The 26,318-nt window shown below is 68.9% G+C and carries 26 protein-coding genes; 20 read left to right on the forward strand and 6 right to left on the reverse strand.

The annotated features are described in order from the left end of the window. Nucleotides 1-5: 5 nt before the first annotated feature. The 4 genes from FHU38_RS24220 to FHU38_RS24235 all read left to right on the forward strand — a co-directional run bounded on the left by FHU38_RS24220 (nucleotide 6) and on the right by FHU38_RS24235 (nucleotide 4,016). On the forward strand, nucleotides 6-1,712 hold the full coding sequence (locus tag FHU38_RS24220) for a BCCT family transporter (RefSeq protein WP_167176739.1): 1,707 nt from the start codon (nucleotides 6-8) through the stop codon (nucleotides 1,710-1,712). An 87-nt stretch (nucleotides 1,713-1,799) separates the two neighbouring features. Then, complete coding sequence (locus tag FHU38_RS24225) at nucleotides 1,800-2,450, forward strand: LysE family translocator (protein WP_243852758.1); 651 nt, start codon at nucleotides 1,800-1,802, stop codon at nucleotides 2,448-2,450. Between the two features lie 82 nt (nucleotides 2,451-2,532). Continuing rightward, nucleotides 2,533-3,387, forward strand: coding sequence for a hypothetical protein (locus FHU38_RS24230; protein ID WP_167177214.1), 855 nt, complete (start codon nucleotides 2,533-2,535; stop codon nucleotides 3,385-3,387). Continuing rightward, complete coding sequence (locus FHU38_RS24235) at nucleotides 3,384-4,016, forward strand: IclR family transcriptional regulator (protein ID WP_167176741.1); 633 nt, start codon at nucleotides 3,384-3,386, stop codon at nucleotides 4,014-4,016. Before FHU38_RS24230 ends, FHU38_RS24235 begins: the two co-directional genes overlap by 4 nt. A 17-nt stretch (nucleotides 4,017-4,033) precedes the next feature. On the opposite strand, the gene FHU38_RS24240 is transcribed toward FHU38_RS24235, so the two are convergent. Next, on the reverse strand, nucleotides 4,034-4,636 hold the full coding sequence (locus FHU38_RS24240) for a TMEM165/GDT1 family protein (RefSeq protein WP_167176742.1): 603 nt from the start codon (nucleotides 4,634-4,636) through the stop codon (nucleotides 4,034-4,036). Nucleotides 4,637-4,883: 247 nt separating this feature from the next. Here FHU38_RS24240 and FHU38_RS24245 point away from each other — a divergent pair, with 247 nt between their 5' ends. The 4 genes from FHU38_RS24245 to FHU38_RS24260 all read left to right on the forward strand — a co-directional run bounded on the left by FHU38_RS24245 (nucleotide 4,884) and on the right by FHU38_RS24260 (nucleotide 12,082). Next, nucleotides 4,884-6,395: a cytochrome ubiquinol oxidase subunit I gene (locus FHU38_RS24245; protein ID WP_167176743.1), complete on the forward strand. Its 1,512-nt coding sequence runs from the start codon at nucleotides 4,884-4,886 to the stop codon at nucleotides 6,393-6,395. A gap of 211 nt (nucleotides 6,396-6,606) precedes the next feature. Then, nucleotides 6,607-7,617 carry a cytochrome d ubiquinol oxidase subunit II gene (gene cydB, locus FHU38_RS24250; RefSeq protein ID WP_167176745.1) on the forward strand — a complete coding sequence of 337 codons (1,011 nt, stop codon included), beginning with the start codon at nucleotides 6,607-6,609 and terminating at the stop codon, nucleotides 7,615-7,617. After that, a complete protein-coding gene (gene cydD, locus FHU38_RS24255; RefSeq protein ID WP_167176747.1) occupies nucleotides 7,614-10,922 on the forward strand; it encodes a thiol reductant ABC exporter subunit CydD in 3,309 nt (1,102 codons plus the stop codon). Before cydB ends, cydD begins: the two co-directional genes overlap by 4 nt. 14 nt (nucleotides 10,923-10,936) lie before the next feature. Beyond that, nucleotides 10,937-12,082 (forward strand): GAF domain-containing sensor histidine kinase, encoded by a 1,146-nt coding sequence (locus FHU38_RS24260; RefSeq protein ID WP_167177216.1) that lies wholly within the window; start codon nucleotides 10,937-10,939, stop codon nucleotides 12,080-12,082. A 15-nt stretch (nucleotides 12,083-12,097) separates the two neighbouring features. Here the strand turns inward: FHU38_RS24260 and FHU38_RS24265 are convergent, their stop codons facing one another. Beyond that, nucleotides 12,098-12,880, reverse strand: coding sequence for a DUF1932 domain-containing protein (locus FHU38_RS24265; protein WP_167176749.1), 783 nt, complete (start codon nucleotides 12,878-12,880; stop codon nucleotides 12,098-12,100). 83 nt (nucleotides 12,881-12,963) lie between these two features. On the opposite strand from FHU38_RS24265, the gene FHU38_RS24270 reads away from it, so the two are divergent. The 7 genes from FHU38_RS24270 to FHU38_RS24300 all read left to right on the forward strand — a co-directional run bounded on the left by FHU38_RS24270 (nucleotide 12,964) and on the right by FHU38_RS24300 (nucleotide 18,640). Continuing rightward, nucleotides 12,964-13,641, forward strand: a complete 678-nt coding sequence (locus FHU38_RS24270; protein WP_167176751.1) for a GntR family transcriptional regulator — start codon at nucleotides 12,964-12,966, stop codon at nucleotides 13,639-13,641. A 94-nt stretch (nucleotides 13,642-13,735) separates the two neighbouring features. After that, on the forward strand, nucleotides 13,736-14,689 hold the full coding sequence (locus FHU38_RS24275; RefSeq protein ID WP_167176753.1) for a DUF6282 family protein: 954 nt from the start codon (nucleotides 13,736-13,738) through the stop codon (nucleotides 14,687-14,689). Further along, on the forward strand, nucleotides 14,686-15,402 hold the full coding sequence (locus FHU38_RS24280; protein ID WP_167176755.1) for a PIG-L deacetylase family protein: 717 nt from the start codon (nucleotides 14,686-14,688) through the stop codon (nucleotides 15,400-15,402). The genes FHU38_RS24275 and FHU38_RS24280 overlap by 4 nt, the downstream gene beginning before the upstream one ends. Further along, a complete protein-coding gene (locus FHU38_RS24285) occupies nucleotides 15,399-16,028 on the forward strand; it encodes an RraA family protein (protein WP_167176757.1) in 630 nt (209 codons plus the stop codon). Before FHU38_RS24280 ends, FHU38_RS24285 begins: the two co-directional genes overlap by 4 nt. Then, nucleotides 16,025-16,792 (forward strand): ABC transporter ATP-binding protein, encoded by a 768-nt coding sequence (locus FHU38_RS24290; RefSeq protein ID WP_167176759.1) that lies wholly within the window; start codon nucleotides 16,025-16,027, stop codon nucleotides 16,790-16,792. Before FHU38_RS24285 ends, FHU38_RS24290 begins: the two co-directional genes overlap by 4 nt. Further along, nucleotides 16,789-17,637 (forward strand): ABC transporter permease, encoded by an 849-nt coding sequence (locus FHU38_RS24295; RefSeq protein ID WP_208416925.1) that lies wholly within the window; start codon nucleotides 16,789-16,791, stop codon nucleotides 17,635-17,637. Before FHU38_RS24290 ends, FHU38_RS24295 begins: the two co-directional genes overlap by 4 nt. Beyond that, nucleotides 17,630-18,640 carry an ABC transporter substrate-binding protein gene (locus FHU38_RS24300; RefSeq protein WP_167176761.1) on the forward strand — a complete coding sequence of 337 codons (1,011 nt, stop codon included), beginning with the start codon at nucleotides 17,630-17,632 and terminating at the stop codon, nucleotides 18,638-18,640. Before FHU38_RS24295 ends, FHU38_RS24300 begins: the two co-directional genes overlap by 8 nt. On the opposite strand, the gene FHU38_RS24305 is transcribed toward FHU38_RS24300, so the two are convergent. Then, complete coding sequence (locus FHU38_RS24305; protein ID WP_167176763.1) at nucleotides 18,627-19,274, reverse strand: response regulator; 648 nt, start codon at nucleotides 19,272-19,274, stop codon at nucleotides 18,627-18,629. The genes FHU38_RS24300 and FHU38_RS24305 overlap by 14 nt on opposite strands. A 123-nt stretch (nucleotides 19,275-19,397) precedes the next feature. Between FHU38_RS24305 and FHU38_RS24310 the strand changes: the two genes are divergently transcribed. The 3 genes from FHU38_RS24310 to FHU38_RS24320 all read left to right on the forward strand — a co-directional run bounded on the left by FHU38_RS24310 (nucleotide 19,398) and on the right by FHU38_RS24320 (nucleotide 21,369). After that, a complete protein-coding gene (locus FHU38_RS24310; protein ID WP_167176765.1) occupies nucleotides 19,398-20,138 on the forward strand; it encodes a DUF427 domain-containing protein in 741 nt (246 codons plus the stop codon). A 97-nt stretch (nucleotides 20,139-20,235) separates the two neighbouring features. Then, nucleotides 20,236-21,204, forward strand: a complete 969-nt coding sequence (locus tag FHU38_RS24315; RefSeq protein ID WP_167176767.1) for an esterase/lipase family protein — start codon at nucleotides 20,236-20,238, stop codon at nucleotides 21,202-21,204. Nucleotides 21,205-21,219: 15 nt separating this feature from the next. Beyond that, nucleotides 21,220-21,369, forward strand: a complete 150-nt coding sequence (locus FHU38_RS24320; RefSeq protein WP_167176769.1) for a hypothetical protein — start codon at nucleotides 21,220-21,222, stop codon at nucleotides 21,367-21,369. Here FHU38_RS24320 and FHU38_RS24325 read toward each other — a convergent pair. After that, nucleotides 21,354-21,689, reverse strand: a complete 336-nt coding sequence (locus FHU38_RS24325; RefSeq protein ID WP_167176771.1) for a nucleotide pyrophosphohydrolase — start codon at nucleotides 21,687-21,689, stop codon at nucleotides 21,354-21,356. The genes FHU38_RS24320 and FHU38_RS24325 overlap by 16 nt on opposite strands. 95 nt (nucleotides 21,690-21,784) lie before the next feature. On the opposite strand from FHU38_RS24325, the gene FHU38_RS24330 reads away from it, so the two are divergent. Both FHU38_RS24330 and FHU38_RS24335 read left to right on the forward strand, forming a co-directional pair. Beyond that, nucleotides 21,785-24,028, forward strand: a complete 2,244-nt coding sequence (locus tag FHU38_RS24330) for a hypothetical protein (protein WP_167176773.1) — start codon at nucleotides 21,785-21,787, stop codon at nucleotides 24,026-24,028. Beyond that, nucleotides 24,025-25,158 (forward strand): DUF6880 family protein, encoded by a 1,134-nt coding sequence (locus FHU38_RS24335; RefSeq protein ID WP_167176775.1) that lies wholly within the window; start codon nucleotides 24,025-24,027, stop codon nucleotides 25,156-25,158. The genes FHU38_RS24330 and FHU38_RS24335 overlap by 4 nt, the downstream gene beginning before the upstream one ends. 12 nt (nucleotides 25,159-25,170) lie before the next feature. Here FHU38_RS24335 and FHU38_RS24340 read toward each other — a convergent pair whose 3' ends face one another. Next, entirely contained in the window at nucleotides 25,171-25,341 is a 171-nt protein-coding gene (locus FHU38_RS24340) for a hypothetical protein (RefSeq protein WP_167176777.1), read from the reverse strand. A 144-nt stretch (nucleotides 25,342-25,485) separates the two neighbouring features. Next, complete coding sequence (locus tag FHU38_RS24345; RefSeq protein ID WP_167176779.1) at nucleotides 25,486-26,298, reverse strand: alpha/beta hydrolase; 813 nt, start codon at nucleotides 26,296-26,298, stop codon at nucleotides 25,486-25,488. Between the last annotated feature and the right edge of the window lie 20 nt (nucleotides 26,299-26,318).

Consider the following 26,318-nt stretch of genomic DNA (forward strand, 5'->3'; position numbering starts at 1 on the left):
GCCTCGTGACGGAAACGTCAGACACTGGGGCCGTGGCGCCGCCTGGTTCACGAACTCCGTGGCACAAGACGATCGCACCGAGGGTCTTCTGGCCCGCCGCGGTCATCATCGTGGGGTTCGTGCTGTTCACGGTGGCCTTCCCGACGCTGGTGGGCGACACCATCAGTGCGGTGCAGGAAGCCGTGATCGGCACATTCAGCTGGTACTACATGTTGATCGTGTCCGGCTTCGTGCTGTTCGCGATCTGGGTGGGACTCAGTCACTACGGCGACATCAAGCTCGGGCCCGATGAGGAGGAGCCCGAGTTCGGACTACGGTCCTGGTTCTCGATGCTGTTCGCGGCAGGCATGGGAATCGGGCTGGTGTTCTGGGGTGTCGCCGAACCGCTCAACCACTTCGCGGGCATCCCGAACCGGGCCACCGGTATCACGCAGGACGAGCAGGGTGCACAGGACTCGATCGTGCAGACCTTCCTGCACTGGGGGCTGCATCCCTGGGCGGTCTACGTGGTCGTCGGGCTCGCCCTCGCATATGCCATCCACCGCAAGAAGCGTCCTGTCTCGATCCGGTATGCGCTCGAGTCGTTGTTGGGCAGGCGGATCAGGGGATGGATCGGTGATCTCATCGACATCGCCGCGATCGTGGGCACGCTCTTCGGCGTGGCAACCTCGCTCGGGCTCGGTGTGATCCAGGTGGCCGCGGGGCTGGACTTTCTCAACGTGGTCAGCGATCCGGGCAATCTCACCTATGTGGTGCTCATCGGCGCGATCACGTCGCTGGCCGTGGTAAGTGTGATCACCGGCCTCAAGCGGGGCATTCGCTGGCTGTCCAACTTCAACATCAGCCTTGCCGGTGTGCTCCTGCTGTTGGTGCTCATCCTCGGACCGACGCTGTTCATCTTCCGCGACCTGGTGCAGTCCATCGGCGACTACTTCCAGAACCTGTTGCGGATGAGCTTCAACACCACCGCCTACGAAGGCGAGTCCGGCACCGAGTGGCAGGGGTGGTGGACCACCTTCTACTGGGGTTGGTGGATCTCGTGGGCACCCTTCGTTGGCGTGTTCATCGCGCGCATCTCCCGAGGCAGGACCGTGCGCGAGTTCGTCGCGGGGGTGCTGCTGGTACCGACCGCCATCACGTTCCTGTGGTTCACCGTTTTCGGCGGGACCGCGCTGTACCGGCAGTTGTTCGGTGAGGGCGGGTTGATCGGCACCGACGAGACCGGAGCCAACACCGTCGACACAGAGGGGGCGCTGTTCGGCCTGCTCGAAGGCCTCCCGGGCGGCACGATCATGGCTGTGGGCGCGGTGATTCTGATCGTGCTGTTCTTCGTGACCTCGTCGGACTCCGGTTCACTGGTGGTCGACATGCTCGCGTCAGGTGGTGACCCGAACCCGCCGACGTGGAGCAGGGTGTTCTGGGGCGTCATGGAAGGCGCCGTCGCGATCGCGCTGCTGCTGGCGGGCGGGCTCAGCGCGCTGCAGTTGGCCGCCATCCTGATCGCGCTGCCGTTCAGTGTGGTGATGCTGGGGATGTGCGTGTCGATCTGGCGAGACTTCCGTGCGGAGCGCAGAACCATGCTGCGCGTGCAGCGGCGGTTGCAGCGCCAGGAGATCACCGAGCACGTGACTCACAGCCTGATCGACGAGGGACTCGTCGAGCCCAACGGGAACGCGGGCAGGGAAAGGGAAGAGGCGTCCAGGTCGTCCTGACGGCCTTGCCAGTGTCGTTGCCCGGCGGGTAGTACAGCCGGGTAACGACACTGGCGTGTCAGGTCCGATGCGGCTAGTTTCGAGCGGATGGGGGTCGAGTTGCAGGCCACGTGGTCGCAGCTGGCGCCGCTCGCGGGCGTGGTCTTGTTGGGTGCGATGTCGCCCGGTCCGGATTTCGCGGTGGTGTTGAGGCACTCCGCCGCCTCGGGACGTGTCGCGGGTACGGGGGCGGCACTGGGTGTCGCCACAGGCATCCTGGTCTGGTCGGTCGTGGCGGCAGCGGGAGTGGCGGGCCTGCTGGCGGCTTCCGCGGTGGCGTTCACCGTCGTGAAGTTTGCCGGGGCGGCCTACCTGCTGCTGCTGGGCGCGAGAGCGTTGCTGTCGGTGTGGCGAGGTGGGCGGGAGGCGCAGGTCTCGGCCCCGGAGCCGACTCGGACAGGCCACGCGTTCCGTGACGGACTGCTGTGCAACGTGCTCAACCCCAAGTGCGCCGTGTTATTCGTGGCGCTGCTGCCGCAGTTCCTTCCAGCCGATCCCACTGCCGCGGACACGGCTGTCGTGTCCGCGGCAGCGGTGCTCATCACCGCGCTGTGGTTCTGCATCGTCGCCAACTTCGTCGCTGCTATGCGACGGCTGCTCTCCAAGCCGACGGTCCGCAGGGCACTCGACGCCGTGACAGGCACGCTGCTGGTGGCGGTGGGTGTGCGGCTGGCCACACAGGCACGCACGCTGCCGTGAACAGTGTTCGCTAGTCGTTCGTAATACGGACGACTTTGTTCTGATTTCGTTCGCTACTAGCGTGTGAGGCGTGTCAAGCGCTGTGGAACTCCCGCCCCCCGGCCCGCGAGGAATCCCGCCCCTGTTCGCGCGGCTCGTAGACGATTCGGCACTGTTCCCGCCAAGCGAAGCGACGATGCGCGAGGCGCTCGAGAAGCACCTCGAGACGAGAGCAGGGGAACACGCCGGAATGCTTGGCGTGTTCCTGTGTCAGGCCTCCCGGCTGCCGGAGATGATCACCGAGTTGATCAAGATCCGGCCTGCCGAGCCGCTGCCGCTTTCGCTGATCATCGACACCGGCCTCGGCGGCGTTCCGAAGGCCATCTCCATCGTCGAATCGCGCAACGAACTGCTCTCGCTGCGCATGGTCGAAATGCCCGCACCCTCCGACGTCGACGAGGTCTGGTTGGAGCGGGTGTCGGAATTCGTGCCCGAGGACGTCGTACGGGTCGTCGAACCCCGCAGGGGTGTGGGCTGGCTCGACGGCGTGCGCAAGGTCATCGAACACGGAAGCTGGCCGAAGATCCGATGCGGAGGTCTCTCCAGCGAGAACTTCCCCAGCATCGACGACGTCGCGGATTTCCTGTCCGTGGTGAGCAGCTACCCCGGAGCTTCGTTCAAGGCGACCAACAGCCTGCAGCGCGCCGTGCGGCACACCGACAAGGCGACCGGCTTCGAGCACCACGGGTTCTTGAACCTGCTGGTCGCATCGGCCCGCTGCCTTTGCGGAGGCGATGTACGTGAGGCACTTGCCTCCACCGACGGTGAGGTGCTGGCGGGCGAAGTGAGTTCGTTCAGCGATCCCGCCGCCGCAGCGGTGCGTTCGCTGTTCACCTCCTATGCCTCGGTGAGCTTCACCGAGCCCATCGCGGACCTGAAAGGGCTGGGCCTGCTGTGACAAGGGAGAGCTCGCTGACATTGGATCGCGGGCTCGCCCTGTTACAGGCCGTGGCGGACACCGGTGGTGAGGCAGCCACGATCTCTCAACTCGCCGCCACGATCGGTACCAGCAGGGCTGCCGTCTACCGGTTGCTCGTGCCGCTGGCCGAGCGGGGGCTGGTGTGGCGGGACGGCAGTAAGGTCCGGCTGGGTGCCGGAGTGCTGCGGCTGGCGGGCCAGATGTTGCCGCAGCTGCGTGATGTCGCCCGGCCCGTGCTGCGTGGGTTGGCCGAGTCGGTCGGCGTCACCGCACATCTTTCCGTGGCCGAAGGTGACCAGCTCCATGTGATCGCCGTCGCTGAGCCGTCCTGGACGTCGTTCCACGTGGCCTACCGGATCGGCAGCAGGCATCCGATCTCACGAGGCGCGGCGGGTAAGGCCCTCGCACTGCGGCCGAGGGGCAGGGAATGGGCGGCAGCGACAGGAGAGCCGCAGCCGGGCACGTTCGGCGTGGCGGCTCCGGTCCGCGGGGTTACGGGGTTGCGTGCCAGCGTCGGTGTGGTGGCACTCGAGGCGATGGACAACGCGAGTGTGGGGCCACAGGTCGCGCGGGCGGCGGGAGAACTCGCCGACGTGCTGCGAGGCTGAGCCAGGAACCGCTCGCCTCAGCCCAACAGCGCGCTGCCGAAAGCGAAAGCCGAAAGGCCCGCGAAAACGAATCCGGCCACCCGCTGCAGCATGCGTGGATGGATCCGGTTGCGGATCTTGTGGCCGAGCAGCACAGCCAGGGCGGCCACGCCAACCAAAGCGAAGAAGGAACCCAGTCCGACGGCCAACGGCTGAGCATAGCGGGCCGCGAGGCCCGCGGTGGCAAGCTGCGACGCATCACCCCATTCGGCTGCGAACAGCACCCCGAACGACGAAAGCGCGCCCCGCCCGAACGAGGCTGGTGCCGCGGCCATGCGCGCCGCGTCGTGGGCGCCGTCGTCGGCCGTTCGGAAACCCTGCCGCAACAACATCGCCGAGCCCGCGCCGAAGAGCACGCCTACGACCGTGGAAACGAGCCGATCGGGTAGCAGCGTCAACACGCTCCCGAACGCCACGGCGATGACGGCTTGCGCGGCGAAAGCCGCGATCACCCCGGTAAGCACTGCCCTCGAGCGGAAACGGGTGCTGAGCACCAGCGTCGCCACGAACGTTTTGTCGGGCAGTTCCACAGCGACGACCAGCGCGAACGCGGCTACGAAAGCAAGCAGGGCCGACGACATCCTTGGTGAGCACCCCCTATTCACTTCAACGATAAAGGGGAGTGCAGAAAATGCCCAGCACATGGGAAACACGAATCGCCGAATAAGCCGGGCAGAAAAATGCCGTGTCGGCCACCCTTACTATTTGTTTCGGCGCGCCGAAAGCTATTCTTTCGGCAGCCGAGGTGGCTCACCGGGACCTAGGTCCCGGTGAGCCAGGGACCACGGGACCTGATCCGGGAAGCCGGAGGGCGGCAAAGTTGATCTCGTGGAGGTCCTGGAACTAGCACGCTGGCAGTTCGGCATCACAACCGTCTACCACTTCCTCATGGTCCCGCTGACGATCGGACTTTCCGTCCTGGTCGCGGGCATGCAGACGGCCTGGGTGCGTACCGGCGACGAGCGATACCTGAAGATGACGAAGTTCTGGGGCAAGTTGCTCCTTGTCAACTTCGCGATGGGCGTGGTCACGGGGATAGTGCAGGAGTTCCAGTTCGGGATGAACTGGAGCGAGTACTCCCGCTTCGTCGGGGACGTGTTCGGCGCGCCGCTGGCCATGGAGGGACTCGTCGCGTTCTTCGTCGAGTCGACGTTCCTCGGGCTGTGGATCTTCGGCTGGGGCAGGCTGCCCAAGCGGGTGCACCTGGCCACCGTGTGGGCATTCTCCCTGGCCACCCTGGCCTCGGCGTACTTCATTCTCGCGGCCAACTCGTGGATGCAGCACCCCGTCGGCGCGGAGTTCGTGGACGGCAAGCCCACCATGAACTCCATCTGGGCCGTACTGACGAACAACACCGCGCTCGCGGCCATCCCACACACCATCGCCGGGGCCTTCGCCGTGGCGGCGGCCTTCCTCGTCGGCATCGCCGCCTGGCAACTGTGGCGCAAGCGGCCTTCCGGCGACGAGCACGCTCCCGCGTGGCGCTCCTCGCTCAAACTCGGCGCATGGGTCGGTGTCGTCTCATTCGTCGCACTGCTGGTCACCGGCGACCAGCAGGGAAAGCTCATGTTCGAGCAGCAGCCGATGAAGATGGCCGCGGCGGAGGCGCTGTGCGAGACAGAGCAGCCCGCCAGCTTCTCGATCCTGGCGATCGGGGACGTCGCGGACGCGGACTGCGAAAGCGTCAAGACGTTCACGGTGCCCGCGCTGCTGTCCTTCCTGGCGCACAACGACTTCACCACAGAGGTGAAGGGTGTGCGGGACCTGGTGGGCGAGTACCAGGCGCGGTACGGCTCCACTTACCCGAACGACCCCATGCTCGGCGAGCTGGCGGGTAAGCCGATCGACTACGTGCCCAACCTGCCGGTGACCTACTGGGGCTTCCGCATCATGATCGGGTTCGGCGCGGTTGCCGCCGCCATCGGAGTGGCGGCCCTGTGGCTGACCCGGCGAGGCAGGATTCCGCGGTCACCCTGGTTCCCTCGCATGGCCTTGCTCGGCATCGCGCTGCCGTTCATCGCCAACAGCGCGGGCTGGATCTTCACCGAGATGGGTCGCCAGCCGTTCGTCGTCGTCCCGAACCCCTCCGGTGTGGACGGCGTGTGGATGTTCACGGCGCAGGCGGTTTCGAACGTGTCGACCGGCGAGGTGTGGACCTCGCTGATCTCGCTGACGGCGGTGTACGCCGCACTCGCCGTCGTGGAGGTGTTCCTGCTGGTCAAGTACGTCCGGGGCGGCGTCGACGCGGTTTTGCCACCGAAGAAGTCGCCACCAGGGGAAGGCGACTCCGGCGACCCCGACGAATCCGGAACCGACGACGCGCTCGCGTTCGCCTACTGAGGAAGGTGGAGCAGATGCTTCGGCCCGCCAATCGAGCAACCGGAGAGCAGGTACCAACCCCCACCCTCTCCGGGGGGCGACCCCGCTCTCAGGCTACCGGCTTCGCCGGTATCCACGGGTTCTTACCTGCGGGTTGTGGACAACTCGGGGGGTTGTACACAGCCTGGGGAAACTTGGTTTCACGTGAGACATCGACCGGAGGGCAGTCGTAGTGGACCTGGCAACCCTCTGGTTCTGCGTCGTCGCGCTGTTCTGGCTCGGCTACCTCTTCCTGGAAGGCTTCGACTTCGGCGTTGGCATGCTGCTGCCCGTACTCGGTCGTGACGACGCCGAGCGGCGCGTCATGATCAACACGATCGGTCCGGTGTGGGACGGCAACGAGGTGTGGCTCATCGTGGCCGGCGGCGCCACGTTCGCCGCGTTCCCCGCCTGGTACGCCGGGCTGTTCTCCGCCGCCTACCTGCCACTGCTGGTGCTGCTACTCGCGCTGATCGGCCGCGGCGTCGCCTTCGAGTACCGCGGCAAGGTCGACTCGGCACGGTGGCGGCGCGCTTGGGACAGGGTGATCGTCGCGGGCTCGTGGATCCCGCCGCTCGGTGTCGGGCTCGTGCTGGCCACCACCGTGCTCGGGCTCCCCATCGACGCCGCGGGAAACCGGGTCGGCTCGCCGTTCGCGGCCGTGCGCTGGGAGACACTGCTGGGTGCGCTGGCCATCGCCGGGTTCTCGCTCGTTCACGGCGCCACCTTCCTGGCGCTGAAGACCGAAGGCGAACTGCGGGAACGCGCACGGGCTCTCGCACTTCGCATCGCACCCGCCGCGCTGTTCCCGCTCGTGGCGCTCGGGCTGTTCGTGCAATGGCGGGAGGGCGTGACCTGGACCCTCGTGCCGCTGCTCGTCGTGCCGCTGGCAGGTGCCGTCGGGTGGTGGCGGCTGGCCGTGGGAAGGGAGGGGCAGGCCTTCGCCGCGTTCGGCGTGCTCATCGCCGCGGCCGCGATAACCCTGTTCGGCGGCCTCTACCCTGAGGTGCTTCCCTCCACGCTGGCTGACGCCTACTCGCTGACGGTGGAAAACGCGTCCTCCAGCTCCTACACCCTGCGCGTCATGACCTGGGTGGCGGCCTTCGGAGCTCCCGCCGTGCTCGTCTACCAGGGCTGGACCTACTGGGTGTTCCGCAACCGCATCGGCACAAGGCACATCCCGAAGGCGCACGTACCCCGATGAACTCTCCCACCCGAGCCATCCTTCCCGCCAAAGTGTCCGCAGTGGACACAGGCCGGGTGGGACGAGGTCCGCTCGGTGCGCTGCCCGCACTGTCGGTCGCGGCGCGCCGGGCGCTGGCCTTGACCGCCGCGCTGTCCCTGCTGAACGCGGGTGCACTCGTGGCGCAGGCTTTTCTGCTCGCCTCGATACTGGCCGACATCGTCGCGGGCGAGTTCACAGGGCACGGTCCGAGGCTGGCCGCACTGCTGGCGGCGGTGCTCATTCGCGCCGTACTCGGCTGGGCGATGCGGGTGGTCGCGGCCCGCGCCGCGGTGGGCGCGAAGGAAGAGCTACGCGCCAAGGTGGTCGACCACGCCGTCGGTCTCGGTCCGGAGTGGATCGCCAAGCGCGGTCCCGGCGAGCTGACCGCACTGACGACCAGAGGACTCGACGCGCTCGACGCCTACTTCACCGACTACCTGCCCGCGCTCGTCACCGCGGCCGTCGTCCCGCTCGCCGCGGGCGTGGCCGTGCTCCTCGCAGACTGGCCCTCGGCCCTGCTCATCGCGCTCACCGTGCCGCTGCTTCCGTTGTTCGCGATCCTCGTCGGCAAGTACACCGCGGAGCGGGTCGGCGCCTCGACCGACGCGCTGCACCGGATGTCGGGGCACTTGCTCGAACTCGTGCGAGCCCTGCCGGTGCTCGCCGCATTCGGCCGGGCAGGCGCACAGGCCGACGCCGTCCGCCGCGTCAGCGAACGGCACCGCAAGGCCACACTCTCCACCCTGCGCATCGCGTTCTCCTCCGCGTTCGTGCTCGAACTCGCCGCGACGCTTTCCGTCGCACTGGTGGCGGTGGTGATCGGTCTTCGCCTGGTCTCCGGCGACCTCACGCTCGCTATCGGACTCGGGGTACTGATCCTCGCTCCCGAGTGCTACCAGCCGTTACGGTCCGTCGGGGCGGCCTTCCACGCCAGCGAGGACGGCGTCGAAGCCGTTCGGCGAGTCGCCGACGTGCTCGCCGAACCCGGTGCCGACACCGGCACCGTGGTTCCACCGCGCGGCGAGCTACGGGTCCGCGAACTGCGCGTTCGGCGGCGCGACAGCTTCGCCCCCGACGGCGAGACGTTCACCGCCGTTCCCGGATCGACCGTGTGGCTGACCTCGCCCAGCGGGGCAGGCAAGACGACGACGCTGTCCGTGCTGCTCGGGTTCGTGCGCCCGACAAGCGGCAGCGTCACCATCGCGGGCGTGCCACTGGAGCAGGTGGACCTGGCGGCCTGGCGCGAGCGCGTCGCGTGGGTACCGCAGTCGCCCGCTTTCGCGGGTGGCACCGTCCGCAGCGAACTCGAACTGGCAGCGGCCCAACCCGAAGAGATCACCGAGATGCTCGCGCGGCTGGACCTCACCGGGCTCGCCGACCGCCCGGTCAACCGGTTGTCCACCGGGCAGCGGCAGCGAGTCGCCGTGGCTCGCGCCCTACTGCGGGTGCGGGCAGGGGCGTGGCTGTTGCTGCTGGACGAACCAACCGCCCACCTGGACGCGCACAACGCCGAACGGGTGCTCGCCGCGGTCGGCGAGGCGCAACGGGCCGGGGCGGCCGTGGTGATCGCCGCGCACGAGCGCACCGCGCTCGACACGGGCGATGACCTGGGCGGCCCCGAGCCGACCACGCAGGAAGGTGAGCCCGGACGCGCTCCGGGCTCACCCCTGCGCCTTCGCCTGCTGCTGGACCGCAGGCTCACCGCGGGCGTGGTGCTCGGCGCCGCCGCGCTGCTCGCGGGCATCGCGCTCACCGCCACCTCGGCGTGGCTCATCGCGAAGGCGTCACAACAGCCCCCGATACTCACCCTTGCCGTCGCCATCGTCGGTGTGCGCACCTTCGGCCTCGGCCGCGCGGGGCTGCGATACGCCGAGCGGCTCGTCACCCACGACGCCGCCTTCCGCATCGCGGGCAGGCTGCGTGAGCGGCTCTGGCGTGCGCTCGTGCGGCTTGGCCCCACCCGCACACTGGGACTGCGAAGGGGAGAGGGGCTACGCAGGCTCGTCGACGACGTCGACACCGTCCGCGACCTGCTGCCCAGGGTGGTGACACCCCCGCTCGTGGTGGGCGTAGTGCTCGCCGGAGCGGTGGTCGTGCAGTTCGCCGTGCTGCCTGCCGCCGGGCTCGCGCTCGCCATCGCGGTGACCGCCGCCGCAGTGCTCGCCCCCGCACTGGCACTGGCACTCGAACGCCACGCGACCGCGACCCTCTCGGCGGGACGGCGCGACATCGCCACCCAGGTGCTCTCGCTGTTCGACGCGGCAGCCGAGTTGATCGCCTACGGAGCCGCCGCCGCGCGGCGCGCCGACCTGGCTCGCGCCGACACCCGACTCGCCGCCGCCGCGCGCAGGCAGGCACTCGGTGCGGGCGCGGCCGACGGCCTGGTCATACTCGCCACCGGAACAGCCGCTGTGGTGAGCACCTGGTTCGCCACGCGAGCGGCCGCGTCAGGGACTCTCGATCCCGTCCTCGCGCCCGTGCTCGCACTCGTTCCACTGGCGCTTGCCGAGGTGCTGACCATGCTGCCAGCGGCGGCTCAACACTGGGACTCGCTGCGCGACGCCCGTGGCCAGCTGGCCAGCACGCTGGCAGCCGAACCAGCTCCCGCCCCCGACACGGTCCGGTACACCACGGAAGGCGCGATCACCATGCGTGGGGTCGAACTGAGCTGGCCCGAAACCGACCAACCGGTGCTGACCGGGGTGGATCTCGACATTCCCAACGGCTGCCACGTGGCCGTGATCGGCCCCTCGGGGGCGGGCAAATCCACCCTGCTTGCCGCCCTGCTCGGCTTCCTCCAACCACGGCAGGGCCACATCGTGCTGCCCCAGCGGGTGGCATGGGCGCCGCAGGAGCCCGGACTCGTCTCCACCACCGTCGCCGAGAACCTTCGCCTTGCCGATCCGCTCGCCACCACCGAGAGACTCACCACCGCGCTCGCCGCCGCGGGCCTGCCGGGACTCGACCCCGGCGTCGTCCTCGGCAGCGCGGGGGCAGGCCTTTCCGGTGGGCAGGCGCGCAGGGTCGCGCTCGCGAGGGCACTACTCGCCGCTGATGGCGCCGACCTGGTGCTGCTCGACGAACCGACCGCCCACCTCGACGAACCCACCGCCCGCGAGGTGCTGGCGAACCTGGCCGACCTGCTCGCGGGCAAGACTGTCGTGCACGTCACCCACCGGCAGGAGGAAGCCGCCTTCGCCGACCTCGTGCTGGAGGTACGGGCGGGGAATGTGGCGGCGCACGTCACCGCGACAAACCCGGTCATGGCGGCCGAAGGAGCCTAACCTTGATAGCGCTGATGGAACCCACTCTTGCCGCCAGAGCGCTCTCCGCCGCCACCGAGATCACGGCCACCGCCTTGTCCGACGACGACCCCGACGCGGTGCTCGGCTCGGTTGTGCGCCATGCCGTGGAGTTGGCCGACGCGGACCTCGGGCTGGTCATGGTGCGCTCCGACGACGGTTCGGTCACCGTCGAGGCCGCGCACGGCGAGTCCACCGCGGACCTGCTCGGGCTGGCACTGCCCGCGGAGTCGGCCGCGGGCCGGGTTGCGGGTGGCGGCGAACCCGTGGTGACCGACGACGTGACCAGGGACACCAGGACCTCCCGCTTCGTGCCAAGGGAGCTGAGTTCGTACGGCCCGTTCGCCGCCGCTCCGTTCGGCACGCCTGGCCGCATCCTCGGCGTGCTCACCGTCTACCGATCCCCGGGAAGGCGACCGTTCTCGGCGAGCACCGTGGAAGTGCTCACCGCGTTCGCGGGGCAGGCGGGCGTCGTGCTCGCGCTCGCGGAAGGCGCCAACGCGAGGCACCGCGTGACGCTGTACCAGGAACGGGAACGCATCGCCAGGGAACTGCACGACGTGATCGTGCAGCGGCTGTACGCGGCGGGCATGCGGCTCGAGCGAGTCCGGCGTCGGATGCGCAAGCGGTTCGCCCACGCCGATGCGGCACGGCTCGCCGAGGCGATCGAGCAACTCGACCAGACCATCGAGGAGATCAGGGGTACCGTCCGGGATCTGCGCTCACCCGAGCCGGAACCGAGGCAGCCGGAGCCCGCCGCGACCGACCTCGCCGAATCGGCGCGGGCCGAGGTGCGCATCGCGGGGGAGCTACTCGGCTACCCACCTACGCTGGAACTGTCAGGGGAACTCGCCGACATCCCGCCCGAACGCGCCGACCACGTGCGTGCCGCACTGCGCGAAGCGCTGTCCAATGTGGTCCGCCACTCCGGTGCGAGCGAGACCAGGGTGACGCTGCACCGCGACGCGGCCGGTATCCGGCTGCGGGTTCGCGACAATGGTTGCGGCGTACCCCGCGACGTCGCCAAACGAGGCCTGCGTCACCTCGCCGAGCGTGCGGAGGCGGCGGGCGGAACGTTCACCGTGAACTCCTCCCCGAGCATGGGCACGCTGGTCGCGTTCGACCTGCCGCTGCGGCAATGAGTGCCTGCTGCGCCCTCACTCCCGCGAAAGCCGCAGCAACAGGTCCCTTGCGCCTGCCGCCATGGCGGGCGGCACCCCCAGCTCGGTCAGCATCTCCGCCGCGGCCGCCATCTCGTCCGCCCTGCGCACCGAGTGCTTGTACGTGCCGTACACCAGCCTGTCCACCGTCGACTCGTCGGCGCGCGTCAGCTCCTCGACGATGTTGCCCCGCAACCAGTCCTCGCAACCCGCCGCCCGAGCCGCCTCGAGTGCCTCGACCACCGCGCCCGCGAGGCTCTTGAAGAACACGCTGCGCAGCAGCTTGCGGCTGGCCGCGGACCCCGGTGGGCCTTCGAACACCTCCACATTCGCGCCGAGTGGCCGCAGCAACGCGGTCAGTCGGGCCGCGTCCTGCCCGCTGGCCAGCATCGGCACCCGCAACCCATGACCGGGCACAGGGGCCATGATCGCGACGTCGACGCAGGAGTGGCCGTGCTCGCGCGCGATCTCGTCGAGTTGCCGCTTCTTTGCCGGTGAAGCGGTGTTCAGGTCCGCCCACACAGCCCGCGGCGCGAGTGCGTCGATTCCCGCCTGCAGCGCTGCCACGGCGGCGGCCGAGCTGTTGACACTGAGCACCAGGTCAGCGCCGGTAACCGCCCCTGCCTCGGTCGAGGTGGCCACAACACCGGCAGCGGCGGCGACCGCCGGGTCGTACCCGCGCACCACCGCGCCCGCGGCCACGAGGTCACGGGCGAAGGCGCCGCCTGCCTCGCCGAGCCCGAGAACCGCGATCGTGGGTCCCTCTTCGGATAGCGACACAGCCAAACTCCTCTCGCCCGCGAGACGGTACACTAGCTAACAAAATTGGCGACAATGCTCAATGCTTTGAGGTGGGAGTTACCGTGGCGGGAGGCGAGGCCGCGCGGCCGCAGCAGCAGGCCGTGGTCGACGCCATTCGGCAGGCGATCGTTCGCGGTGAGTTCGTTCCCGACCAGCGGCTGGTCGAGGCGGACCTGTCCGCGCGGTTCTCGGCCAGTCGAGCCAGCGTACGCTCCGCGCTGCTGGAGCTCACCAACGAGGGGCTCGTCGAGCGCGTGCAGAACCGGGGCGCGCGGGTGCGTGCGGTATCCCTGGAGGAGGCCGTCGAGATCTCCGAGGTCCGCATGGTGCTGGAGGGGTTGTGCGCCGCCAAGGCCGCGGAACGGATCACCGCGGCCGAGATCGGCGAGCTCACCGGGATCGGAACCGGCATGCGCGCGGCGGTAGCCAACGGTGACCTGCTCGGCTACTCCGAACTGAACCAGGCGCTGCACCGCAGGTTGCGAGAGATCAGCGGTCAGCAGACCGCCTCGAAGGTGCTGGAGCGGCTGCGCGCGCAGAACGTGCGCCACCAGTTCAGGCTCGCGATGCACCCCGGCAGGCCTGCGATTTCGCTGCCGGAACACCTGGCGATCATCGACGCGGTCTGTTCGCACGATCCCGAAGCCGCGGAGAACGCCGCCCGTGCACACCTGTACAGCGTCATCGCCGCGCTGAAAGAGGTGGACCTGCCGGGGCCCACCCTGCACGGCCTGCCGTAGCGCGGCTACGGCGAAATCCCGCACAGGTTCTTGTTGACTCTTGCGACGAGATTGTTAACAATCTAGGCTCAGAAAATGGCCGCAAAGGAGCGACATGTCTGAGCACCCTCAGCCGTCCGCCCGCGCTCGCGAACTGGTGCGAGGAGCGTTCGACGTCCACATCCACATCGCGCCGGACGTGATGCGCCGCAGGGTGGACGACGTCACCCTCGCCAAGCGGTTCGCCGAAGTGGGGATGGCCGGGTTCGTACTGAAATCGCACTACGTGCCAACGGCCGAGCGCGCCGAGGTGGTTCGGGGCGTGCGACCGGACACCACCGTGCTCGGCGCGATCACACTGAACGCCTCCGTCGGCGGCATGAACCCCATCGCCGTGGAGATCGCCGCGAGAAGCGGCGCCAAGTTCGTGTGGCTGCCCACTGTGGACAGCGCCAACCAGCGCGACTGCCAGGCCGCGGAACCCGAGGGCGCGACCCCGCCGATGTGGGCCCGGATACAGGCCGAACTCGCCGAATCGGGCATGGCCGCCGAGGCGGTGGACGTACTCGACGAAGCCGGACAGGTTCTCGCGAAGACTAGGCAGGTACTGCGGCTGATCGCCAAACACGACATGGTGCTGGCCACCGGCCATCTGCACGCCGACGAGATCGAACGCGTGGTCCAGGCCGCCGAGGCCGAAGGTGTGCGGCGCGTCGTCGTCACCCACCCCGAGTTCACCTCCCAGCGCGTGGGCATCGAGCGGCAGCGCAGGCTGGCCGAACGGGGCGCCCTGCTCGAACGCTGCCTGACCACCCCGTACACCGGCAAGGTCGACTGGGACGTGTGGCTGGGCAACATCCGCGAGGCGGGCTACGAGCACTCGGTGATCTCCAGCGACCTCGGTCAGCCGTTCAACCCTCCGGTCGAGGACGGCCTGGCCATCGCCGCCGACGTGTTGCTCGAAGGCGGCTTCACCGAGGAAGAGGTCCGCACCATGACGGTGCACAACAGCAGGTGGCTGGTCGGCGCCGAGCCGCTGCCGGACGCGCCCGCGAAGGGAGAGGCATGAGCACGCGAAGGCTGTTGGTGGTCGGCGCACACAGCGCCGACTTCGTGTGGCGGGCGGCGGGAGCCGTCGCGGCGCACACCTCGGCAGGAGGTGAGGCCCTGGTCGTCGCACTGTCCTACGGCGAGCGCGGCGAATCAGGCGAGCTGTGGAAGCAGCAGGGGCAGACCGAGGAGAACGTCAAACGCATCCGGCACACCGAGGCCACCAAGGCCGCGGCCGCCGTCGGTGCCCGGTTCGAGGCGTTCGACCTCGGCGACTACCCGCTGGAGGTGGGCAAGGAGTCGATCAGGCGGCTCGCCGAGTTGATGCGTGACTTCGCGCCCAACGTGGTGCTGACCCACCCGGAGAAGGACCCCTTCAACCCCGACCACCCGGTGGCGCACGCCGCGGTGGCGAGGGCACGGCTGCTCACCTCCGGTGCCGGTGTGGCCAGCGGTTTCCGCACCGCGCCGCCGTCGGAGTTCCTCGCGTTCGAGCCGCACCAACCGGAACTGTGCGGCTTCGTGCCCACGGTCTACGTCGACATCACCGCCGTGTTCGACAAGAAGGTCGAGGCGATGGGCCACATGGCTGCGCAGCAGTACCTCAAGGAGTACTACACCCAGCGCGCCGAGCAACGCGGCAACCACGCGCGAAAGGTCACCGGCAATGCCGAGATCCGGCAGGCCGAAGCCTTCCACCGGCTGCTGCCGAATGTGGTGAGCGCGCTGTGAGCGGCCCGGTAGAGGAACTGGCGCGAGCAGGCGTCGCGACCGTGTACGAGGGCTACTCACGGCGCGGGTTGCTCGATGAGGAGTGGATCTCGCTCATCCCGGGTCGCAAGATCGCCGGTCCGGCGAGGACCGCGCTGTGCGGGCAGGCCGACAACCGCGCCGTGCACGAAGTCATGACGCACCTGCGGCCCGGCGAGGTGCTGGTGCTGACGATGCCGAGCCCCGAGCCGTTCGCGCTGCTCGGCGACCTGCTGGCGACGCAGGCCCGCGTCGCGGGAGCCGCGGGGGTGCTCGTCAACGCCGCCGTGCGTGACGGCGCCGAACTCGCGGCGCTCGAGTTGCCCGTGTGGTGCCGCTGGCGCAGGGCGCGCGGGGCGACCAAGAGCGTCCGCGGCAGCGTCAACGTGCCCGTGGAGATCGGCGGAACGACGGTCCGTCCCGGCGACCTCGTGGTGCTCGACGACGACGGAGCCGTCGCCGTCGCAGCGGCTGACGTCGACGACGTGGTCCGATCCGTTCGCGAGCGCATCGCCAAGGAAGAGGGCCTGCGCGCGCGGTGGCAGGCAGGCGAGTTCAGCTACGACGCCTACGGCATGCGCGCGGAAGACGAGAAGGGCGACCGATGACCGCGACGCTGCTGCAAACCCGCGAACTCACCAAGCAGTTCGCGAAGAACGACGTGGCGACCGTCGCGCTGCGCGACTTCACGCTCTCCATCGAGGAGGGCAGTTTCGTCACCGTGCTCGGCCGCAGCGGGTGCGGCAAGTCCACACTGCTCAACCTGCTCGCCGGACTCACCCAGCCGAGCAAGGGCGAGGTTCGCTACCGCGACCGGGTCCTCACCGGACCGGACACCGAGATCGGCTACCTCACCCAGTCCGACACGTTGATGCCGTGGCGCGACGTGCTGCGCAACGTGGAGATGCCGCTGGAGATCCGCGGGGTGCCGGTCCGTGAGCGGCGACCCGTCGCCACCCAGCTCATCGGGCGAGTGGGGCTCACAGGTTTCGAACACCACTACCCGCGTGAGTTGTCCGGCGGCATGCGACGCAGGACCAGTCTCGCCAGGCTGCTCGCGGGCAACCCGTCGACGCTGCTGATGGACGAGCCGTTCGGCGCGCTCGACGCACAGCTGCGCGCCGAGTTGCAGGCCGACCTGCTGCGGCTGTGGCACGAAGGCGGGCAGACGGTCGTCTTCGTCACCCACGACATCGAGGAAGCGCTGTTGCTGGGCGACCGCGTCGTCGTGCTCGGCAAGATCGGCGCGATCCTGCTCGACCGTCCCATCGAACTCGCCAGGCCTAGGAACGCCGACACGCTCCGGGTCGACCCCGAGTTCGTCGCGCTGCACACCGAACTGGCGGCGGCATTGCAGGAGGGAGCGCGATGACCGAGGCAAGCGGAGTCATCACCGAAACCGCGGGCAACGGCGGCCCCGTCCGCGTCGCCGCTCCACGCACCTGGTGGCAGCGGCACGGCACCACCACGACGGTGTGGGTGCTCCGGCTGGCGCTGATCGCCTTCGTGCTGGTGCTGTGGGAGATCGCGGGCGAGCGCTGGATCGATATCACGTTCACCAGCAAGCCAACCGACATCGTCGCCAGGCTCGTGGAGTGGGCGGCCGACGGCACCTTGTGGCTGCACAGCTGGATCACCGTGCAGGAGATCGTCTACGGCTTCCTGCTCGGTGCGGTCACCGGTGCTCTTGCCGGCTTCGTGCTGGCCTCGCTCAATCTGCTCTACCGGGTGCTCGACCCGTTCATCATGGCGCTCTACTCGATCCCGAAGGTCGCGTTGGCGCCGCTGTTCATCGTTTGGTTCGGCATCGGCATGCACATGAAGGTGCTGCTGGCCGCGGCCACCGTGTTCTTCCTGGTGTTCCTCAACACCGCGGCAGGCGTTCGCGACGTCGACAGAGGTCTTGTCGACGCGGTGCGGCTGATGGGAGGAAACCGCTGGGACATCGCTCGCAAGGTGGTACTGCCCGCGTCGATGACCGGCGTGCTCACCGGGTTGAAGGTGGCGATCCCGTACGCGCTGATCGGTGCGGTGATCGGTGAGTTGGTCGCGTCCAACCGCGGACTCGGCTACCTCATCAACGATGCCGCGGCACAGTTCGACACCGCGGGCGTGTTCGCGACGCTCGTGGTGCTGAGTGTGATCGCCGCGGTGCTCAACGTGTTCGTAGGACTCATCGACAAACGCGTCAACAAATGGAAGCCGATAAATGACTGAAAACTTCGCACGCCGCACCGTTCTCAAGGGTCTCGCGGCGGCTCCGTTACTGCTCGCAGGCTGCGCGTCGCGGGGGTCCTCGACGCCGACAGGAACCCTCAACATCGGTCAGATCAGCAACTCGGTGGCGTTCTTCCCACTGTTCATCGCCGAACAGCGCGGAATCTTCGCCGATGAGGGCGTCAAGCTGGGCGACCGACCCCGGCTGGGCACCGGCGCGAAGGTCGCCGCCGCGCTGAAGTCCGGCAGCATCGACCTCGGGGCAGGTGTCGTCACCGACGCCTTCAACCTCGCGGAGACCGACAACGGAACCAGGATCGTGTCCAGTCTCGTCAGCGAGTACTACGTCGACATCATCGTCGCCACCTCGCTCGACGTGCCAGCAGACGGCGCGAGCGTCGAGGACAAGGCCGCGGCGCTGGTCGGCAAGAAGATCGGCATCACAGGGCCGGGCAGCGGTACCGAGGCGCTCGTGAAGTACCTGTTCGGCAGGATCGGCAAGGACGCGGCCGTCGACGCGACGCTGGTGAACCTCGGTGCCGCGGCCACCTCCGCGGTGGGAGCGCTGAAGTCCGGGCGGGTGGACGCGCTCGCGTTCTTCCAGCCCATCGGCCAGCAAGCAGAGGCCGTCGGGGCGGGCCGGATCTTCATCTCGCCCGCCCGAGGCGACGTGCCGTCGATGCGGGGTGCGCTGCACGGGGTCATGTTCAGCACAACCGCGTTGCTGGACAAGAAGAAGGACGAGGTCGCGGCGTTCCGGCGGGCGATGGGCAAGGCACTGGAAGTGATCCACGGTGACGAGGCCGAGGTGCGTCAGTTGCTCGGGCAGTACCTGGACAAGTCCGACCCGGCCGCGGTGGACGCACTGGTACCGATCCTGCGCTCGGAGGTGCCGCGCACACCCGATGTGCAACGCGAGGCCTACGAGACAGCCAAGCGGTTCCACCTGGACAGTGGTCTCGTGACGCAGGCTCCGGACTACTCGGCGGTCATCCTCGAGTGACGCCGCCCCTGCGGGCGATCCAGGCGGCCGCCTGGGTGCGGCGCTGCATGCCCAGCTTGCTGAGCACCGACGTGACGTGGTTCTTCACGGTCTTCTCCGCGACGAACAGGCGCGCCGCAATCTCCCGGTTGGAAAGGCCCTGGCCGATGAGGTCGAGCACGCTGCGCTCCCGCTCGCTCAGCACGGTCAGCTCGTCGGGCTCCTCGGGGTGGCGCACCTTCTCGAGCAGGCGGCTGGTGGTGAGCGGGTCGAGCAGAGAGCGACCCGCGGCGACCTCCCGTACCGCGTTCACCACGTCCTGGCCGCGAACCTGCTTGAGCAGGTACCCGGAGGCTCCCGCCATGATGGCGCCCACCACGGCTTCCTCGTCGTCGAACGCGGTGAGGACCAGGCACCGTGGCGGATTGGCCAGTGAGCGCAACTCCCGGCACAGCGACACCCCGTCGCCACCGCGCTCGCCGAGCCGGACGTCAACCACCGCGACGTCCGGCTCGACGTGCAGGGCGACCGCGAGGGCCTCGTCGGCGCTGCTCGCCTCGGCGACGACCTCGATGCCCGCCTCGTCGCCGAGGAGTTCCCGAAGGCCCCTGCGCACCACCTCGTGGTCGTCGACGAGCAGCACCTGAATGGCCATAGCCCAAAGGTTACGTCCGTGGAAACGGCCAGGAGCCCAGCTTGAGACCACCGTCGCACCCCTTTCGCCTTACTCGGCGCGGCGGTGGGAATACCTGCGCGGCCCGGCGAGGTTCGGGCCGGTATGAGTGCCGAAAACCGTGGCCAGGTCCGGATCGAACAGGCTGCCAAGCGGGTACGCGCCGTGCTCGCGGGCGAGGTGGTCGCAGACACCAAGCGGCCGTTGCTGGTCTGGGAGGTGCCCTACTACCCGACGTACTACTTCCCGCGCGCGGACGTGCGTACCGAGTTGTTCGTGCCGACCCGTCAGACCCGGCGATCGCCGAGCAGGGGAGAAGGCAAGGTGTCCACCCTGCGAGTCGGCGACCGCGAGGCCGAAGGCGCCGTCACCGAATACCCGGACTCGCCGATCGAGGCGTTGCGCGACCGGGTACGGCTGGACTGGCCCGCGATGGACGCCTGGTTCGAGGAGGACGAGGAGGTCTTCACGCACGCACGCGACCCGCACACACGCGTGGACATCCTGCCCAGCTCACGGCACGTGCGGGTGGAGGTGAACGGCGTCACCGTGGCCGATTCGCACCGGCCGACATTGCTGTTCGAGACGAACCTGCCGACCCGGTTTTACCTGCCCAAGACCGATGTGCGCCTGGACCTGCTGGTCGCGAGCGACAAGGTGACGCACTGCCCCTACAAGGGCCAGGCGGAGTACTGGTCGGTGAACACCGGTGAGACGCTGGTGCCTGACCTGGCTTGGTCGTATCGAACCCCGCTTCCGGAGAGCGCTCGCATCGCGAGTCTGGTGGCGTTCCCGCAGGAAAAAGCCGACGTCTACGTGGACGGCGAGCTACAGCGGCGGGACTGAACCGTACTGCGCCATCCGGTTGATCTTTGCCGGCGTCCCGCCGGGTTCGTGATTGACTCCCCCCGTCGTACGACAAGTGACGGGAGGCGTGTCGACGATGAGGTCTTTCGCCGCTCTGGTCGCTGCGTTCACCGCGTTCGTGGCGTTCGTGGCTCTGCCGGCTACCGCGAGCGCGGAGGAGGAGAAGCTGCCGGTGCCGTGGTCGCTGCTGGCGGGTGTCACCGCGCAGTTGGCGGATCCGGACAGCCCTCCGCCTGGAGCCAACGACTGGTCGTGTGAGCCCAGCGCCGAGCACCCGAATCCGGTGGTGCTGGTGCATGGCTTGATCGCCAACCAGACGGTGAACTGGCAGACCTTCTCCCCGCTGCTGGCCAACGAGGGCTACTGCGTCTACTCCTTCACCTACGGCGTCAACTCGCTCGGCGGCGCGCTGCCCGGCTACCAGCCGGGCGGGCTGAGGCGGATGGAGGAGAGCGCCGAGGAACTGAAGGTGTTCGTCGAGCGGGTGCTCGACAGCACGGGTGCGGCGAAGGTGGACCTGCTCGGGCACTCGCAGGGCACCATCATGCCCAGCTACTACGTGCGCTTCCTCGGCGGCGAGACCAAAGTGGACAAATACGTCAGCCTGACGCCGATCTGGGAGGGCACCACGCTCGCCGGGCTCCCGCTGATCTACCAGACCGCGCAGGCGCTGGGGCTGAACCCGGTGATCGACGCGGTTGCCGACGTGGTGTGCGCGTCGTGCCCGCAGTTCTTCCAAGGATCGGACTACTACAAGAAGCTGCACGCGATAGGCACCTTCGCCCCGGAGGTCACCTACACCAACATCGTGACGCGCTACGACGAACTCGTCGTTCCCTACACGAGTGGAATCGCCGAGGCGCCCAACGTCACCAACCACGTGTTGCAGGACTACTGCCCGAGCGACTTCGCCGAGCACGGCGGCGTGATGGCCGATCCGGTAGCGGCGGGCCTGGTGCTCAATGCCCTGGACCCGGACAGTCCACGGGACGTGCCGTGCACGGTGGTGACTCCACTGGGCGCGCAACCACCCCCGGGCTGGTAGCGGTTCGCCGACGAGGTGGGCCTGCTGAACAGCCAGTTCGGCGTCACCGCAAACCACCGCATGGCGGGCGTCGACTCCTCGGCGTTCATCATTGTGGGCATCGTGGGTGTGCCCGCGGTGAGTTCGCTGATGCGTCGAAGCGGCTTGAGCTACGGCGACGAATAGCCGCCGCGCCCTGGCGGGAAGCGACGCTCATTGCGCTCGATCTTGGCGTTGCCCGCCGCCAGCAGGTCCACTCCGAGTACGTCGGCGAGCCGAACCAGATACAGCAACACATCGGCGAGTTCGTCCAGCACCTCGCTTCGCAACCGTTCGTCGGACATCGCGGTGAGCGATTCCTCCGGAGTCAGCCACTGAAACAGTGCCGTCAGCTCACCGACCTCACCGGACAGAGCCATGGCGAGATTCTTCGGAGTGTGGTATTCGCCCCAGTCACGCGCGTCGGCGAACTCGCGCAGCCTGCGGGCCAGATCGTCCAATGTCACCGCTCCTACCTACCACGCAGGTAACACACTCGGATTACTTGCAGCGCCCGCGAGGGCCTTCCTTGGTTTACTCGGGGCGCGACGAAAGGGGCGGGATGGCCGATTGGCGACAGCAGGCGGCCCGCGCGGTTGAGGCCGAGCTCGAACACGCGCGGCGAGTCGAGGAGTGGACCAGCTTGGGGCGCCCGCGCAAGACCACCGACGGCACCCTGGTGGTCGATCTGCGTGGCAAAGCGATCGACCTGTTGGAGGACATCCGACTCGCCGGGGACAACGGCCCGCGCGAGGGAGCCGCTGTCCCGGTGAAGGGCGAGGTCAGCGGCGGTGTGCTCTGGCTGCGTGAGACCGGCACGCTGCCGCCGGAGTGCGGCAAGGTGTGGGTGCGACAACTGTCGCCGCACGACGCGCTCGCCCGGCTGGCGAGAGGGCTACGCGACATCGGCTACGCCCCGCTGGCCGACCGGCTCGCCGCAGGAGAACTCGACCCCGCGGACGATCCCTACGAAGCCTGCCTCACCCCGGGGGTACGGCTGGTATGGGGCCCGCCGGGCACCGGCAAGTCGCGGATCGCCTCCTCCGCGGTCGCTGAACTCGCCCGCGCGGGCAAGCGCGTGCTTCACGTGACCGCCGCCGACAACCGGGTGGAAGCACCCACCGACCCCGAGCGCGTGCGCATCCAGGACGACCTGGCCGAACTGGCCTCGGCCGACAGCAGGCTCGCCTACCTCGACGATGTGCTGGCGGGCTACGACCACGACGCCTTCCTCGAAGCCGAACGCAGGCTGCACTGCGGCAACAGGGCGCGGGTGTTGGAAGCGGAGTACGCGGACGCGAGGAGGCTGCACGCGGAAACGGTCGGGGAACTCGCCGACGTCCGCGCCTTCCTGTGGTCCAAGCGGCAGGCCTGGGCGTGTGTGGCCGACGAGCGGGTCAGCAGTGTCGAGACCCGCGCACTCGGCGAGCGACTCGCTCGCCTCGATGCCAGGCTGGCCGAGCTCGGGCGCCGGTTGAGCGAAGGGGGTCGCTTCTACCGGGGGCGACGCCGAGACCGCAAGGACCTGCTTGCCGCCGAGGCGGAGCGCGACCTCGTGGTGCAGCGGATCGAGCAGGCGAGCAGGCGCGCCCGCAAACTGGCCGACGAGGAACTGCACCGGCTTGAGAACGAACTGGCCGCCGCGCACGCCAGGTTCGACGAGGCCGCGCGCGCCGAGTCGCGGGCGCACGCGCACGCGGAACAGTTGCGCGGCAGCATCGTGCGGCTTCGCGCCGGTGGAGTCGCAAGCGAACAGGACGAGCGGTTTCACGCCGAGTGCGTGCGGCGCGGGCTCCCCGGGCTGCACGCTGAGCGGGAGCGGCTGCGGGAACGCAGCAAGCACCGCGCGGCGCTGCGTGGTCGGTTCGAGGAACGCTTGTGGTGGATCGGGGAGCGCGCGTACCGGCTCCGCGGCGAGTCACAGGCGGCGGCATGGGAGTCGGGCAGGGTGGTCCGTACCTCGCTGGACCGGCATGTGTTCACCAGCCGCCCCTTCGACGTGGTGTTGATTGACGACGCGGGGTCGGCGCCGCTGGCCGATGTGCTGCTGGCGGTGGCGCAGGCTCGCGAAACCGCCGTGGTTTTCGGTGACTTCAACCAGCCACCGTCCCGGCGAATCCCGCACCTCGCGGCGGACCTGCCCGAGGTGCGTAGCTGGACGCTCGCGACGCCGTTCTCCCACTGTGGCATCGAAAGCCCAGCCGACGCGCGGGCACACCCCGGCTGTGCCGTGCTCACCACGCAGTTCCGGTTCGGCCCCTCCGTTCGCACGCTGGCCAACGCCACCGGCTACGAGGTGCTGGCGGGCGGCGATGACCGCACCACCGAGGTGGTCCTGCTCGACACCACGGGCAGCGCAGGGGAACGGGCCGCGCTTGCCAAACTGGTCACTGCCCGAGGTGGCGCGGTGTTCGTGCCTGAGCAGTCGCATGTGGAGGACTGGTTGCGGACGCTTCGCGACGCGCCTGCCGTGTCGGTCGGCACGGCAGGCACGGTGGTGGGCCACGAGTTCGGCACCGTCGTGCTCGACCTCACCCGCGACGACTGGCGGGACCACTGCGGCGAGTTCGCCTCGGCCGTTGCCAGGGCAAGGGACCGGCTGTTCCTGCTCGCTGACCTCGAGGCCGTGAAGTCGGCCGCCATCGGCACACCCCTTGGTGCGGTGAACGCGCTGCGGCTGCAGTCAGGACTTGAGGTGTGCAGGCTCGGGGAACTGTTCGTGCCTCGGCAGCGGCGACAGTCGGCGATCGATCGGCACGTGACGGTGACCAACGAGCCCGCGGCGGATGGCACCATGAGCGGGTGAACCTCCGATCGGACCTGCGTTCGTTCCTCCATTCGCTAGACAAGGAGACGCTGGCCGACCTCCTGTGCGAGCAGGCCGACCGTGACGCCGACCTGCGCAAGCGGCTGCATGCGATGGCAGGCGGTGCCACCGATGGAGAGTTGGCCGAGGTCAGCGACCTGCTCGACGACGCGGTGCGTGCCGCCGAGTCGGTGCAGATCGCCTCTGTGCTCGACACGCTGCGCCGGCTGCTCGACGCGGGCACGCAGGCCGACGTCGCGCCGCTGGCAAGACACGCGGTCGACCGGATAATCGCGGCGCTCGCCGATGTGGACGACTCGGCGGGCGGTATGCGGGACCAGTTGGAGAGAGCGGTCTCGCTGTACGCCAGGGCCTGCGCCGCGCACCCACCGCAGCCGAGACAACTGGCGGAGTGGATAGTTCGGGTCGCGTTCGACAGTCCGGGGTGGCCGCAGATCCGGCTGCCGGAGTTCGCCCAGGCACTTGGCACCGACGGAATCGAGCTGGTCAGGTCCGCTGTGGACACCGTGCTGGCGGAGGCCGATCCCGAGAAGTCCACCGACAGGGGCGGGACGGCGCAGCGGCTTCGGTTGGAGATCGCCGAGATCACCGGCGATGTCGACACCGTGGTGCGGCTGCTTTCGGAGCAACTGCCGCGGCTGGACATCAGCCTCAGGATCGTACGGGTGTTGCGCGCGGCAGGCAGGCACGCGGAGGCGATCGCGCACGCCGCGCAGGCACTCGGCAACGACGGAGCGGCGCGTCGAGGCCCCGTTGTCGACGCGCTGGAACGCGCCAGCTCCCGGCAGCCTGCCGAGCTGGTGCGCGATCTGCTCGCCGAAGACAGGGCCGACGAGGCATGGCGAGCGGCAGGGCAACACCCGGCGGGCGACCTCATCCCCGTCTACCGAAGCCATGTGGAGGCGCTGATCCAGCAGCGGGACGCGGAGAACTACGCGCGGGCGGCGAGCCAGCTACGCAGGTTGCGAATGCTGCACAAGCGCGCGGGAACCGCGGAGGAGTTCAGCGAGTACCTTGCCGAGCTGGTCCAGACCCACAAGCGCAAGCGCAGGCTGCTCGCCGAGATCCGCAGGGCGAGGATCGCGCTGCCGAAGGTGGCAAGGCAATGACGCCCCCGGCGCTCAACGCTGCTCGCAGCCCCGGCGCGGTTGTTGCGGCCGCTGTGGCTGCTGATCGCGCTCCCGCCTGCCGCGGGTGTCGTCGAAGTCGAGCACGAAGGCACCGAAGGCCATAGCCAGCAGCACGGCGATGCCGAGTATCGCGCCGATCCAGGTGAGGATGATCGAGAGCACTGGTGGACCTCCCCGCGCCGCTGTTACACCCCCATAAGGGTCACCGCGGACAGCTACGCGCGGTATCGGCCAACCGGTTAATGCTCGGCCGGCAGCCTGGGCCGGTCGGATGAGGCAGGTAGCGCTGAGCCTTCGCCGGTGCGGTCATCGTGGCCGGACCGCTTGTTCGACGATCGCGTCGATCAACCGGCGGCCGTCCAGCAGCGCCATGTCGTTGTGGTCGGCACCGGGTACCTCCACCACGGCGGCGCCTGCCGCATCGGCCACGGCTGCGCTCTGCTCGGCGGGGACGATGGAGTCGGCGGTTCCGTACACCACGGTCACCGGTGCCCGTACCCGTGAGACGTAGTCGACGACGGGAAAGGTGTCGAGCAGCAGCCAGCGCATCGGCAGGAATGGGTAGTGCCGCCGCGCGACAGCGGCCAGGTCGGTGAACGGCGAACGCAGCACCAGCGCCTTGGGTGGATGTCGCACGGCGAGTTCGCTGACGACGGCGGCGCCGAGACTTTCCCCGAAGTACACCAGGTCGCCGGGCGACACACCGGCTTCTCGCACGAGGAAGCGCCACGCGGCACGCGCGTCGAGTTTCAAGCCCTCTTCGGTGGGGTTTCCCGGGTTACCCCCGTAGCCGCGGTAGTCGAGCAGCAGCACCGAGAGGCCGTCGCCGGTGAGCGCCCGCGCGAGCGGTACCCGCACCGAGCGGTTCCCGGCGTTGCCCGGCGCCACCAGTACGGTCGCGGTGGCACCGGGCACCGGGAAGTACCAGGCGGCCAACCGTAGGCCGTCCTCGGTGGTGAACGCGACGTCGCGACCGCCCGGCAGTACCTCGGCCGCACTGGGCGGCTGACCGCCGGAAGGCAGGTAGATCAGTTTCCGCTGGAACGCGAACGCGCCGCCGAACACCACGGCGACGATCGTGCCGACCACAACGAGGCCGATCAACCACCGCCGCCGCATGACCGCCAACTGTATGCCTA

Origin of the sequence: Saccharomonospora amisosensis, assembly GCF_011761185.1 — a bacterium.
GTDB classification, from domain to species: Bacteria; Actinomycetota; Actinomycetes; order Mycobacteriales; family Pseudonocardiaceae; genus Saccharomonospora_A; species Saccharomonospora_A amisosensis.

Bases quoted from the DNA above. Each gene is read 5' to 3' on its own strand.
- FHU38_RS24225 (WP_243852758.1), top strand. From the start codon at position 1,800: ATGGGGGTCGAGTTGCAGGCCACGTGGTCGCAGCTGGCGCCGCTCGCG.
- FHU38_RS24240 (WP_167176742.1), bottom strand. From the start codon at position 4,636: ATGTCGTCGGCCCTGCTTGCTTTCGTAGCCGCGTTCGCGCTGGTCGTC.
- cydD (WP_167176747.1), top strand. From the start codon at position 7,614: ATGAACTCTCCCACCCGAGCCATCCTTCCCGCCAAAGTGTCCGCAGTG.
- FHU38_RS24260 (WP_167177216.1), top strand. From the start codon at position 10,937: ATGGAACCCACTCTTGCCGCCAGAGCGCTCTCCGCCGCCACCGAGATC.
- FHU38_RS24275 (WP_167176753.1), top strand. From the start codon at position 13,736: ATGTCTGAGCACCCTCAGCCGTCCGCCCGCGCTCGCGAACTGGTGCGA.
- FHU38_RS24280 (WP_167176755.1), top strand. From the start codon at position 14,686: ATGAGCACGCGAAGGCTGTTGGTGGTCGGCGCACACAGCGCCGACTTC.
- FHU38_RS24290 (WP_167176759.1), top strand. From the start codon at position 16,025: ATGACCGCGACGCTGCTGCAAACCCGCGAACTCACCAAGCAGTTCGCG.
- FHU38_RS24295 (WP_208416925.1), top strand. From the start codon at position 16,789: ATGACCGAGGCAAGCGGAGTCATCACCGAAACCGCGGGCAACGGCGGC.
- FHU38_RS24300 (WP_167176761.1), top strand. From the start codon at position 17,630: ATGACTGAAAACTTCGCACGCCGCACCGTTCTCAAGGGTCTCGCGGCG.
- FHU38_RS24305 (WP_167176763.1), bottom strand. From the start codon at position 19,274: ATGGCCATTCAGGTGCTGCTCGTCGACGACCACGAGGTGGTGCGCAGG.
- FHU38_RS24310 (WP_167176765.1), top strand. From the start codon at position 19,398: ATGAGTGCCGAAAACCGTGGCCAGGTCCGGATCGAACAGGCTGCCAAG.
- FHU38_RS24315 (WP_167176767.1), top strand. From the start codon at position 20,236: ATGAGGTCTTTCGCCGCTCTGGTCGCTGCGTTCACCGCGTTCGTGGCG.
- FHU38_RS24330 (WP_167176773.1), top strand. From the start codon at position 21,785: ATGGCCGATTGGCGACAGCAGGCGGCCCGCGCGGTTGAGGCCGAGCTC.
- FHU38_RS24345 (WP_167176779.1), bottom strand. From the start codon at position 26,298: ATGCGGCGGCGGTGGTTGATCGGCCTCGTTGTGGTCGGCACGATCGTC.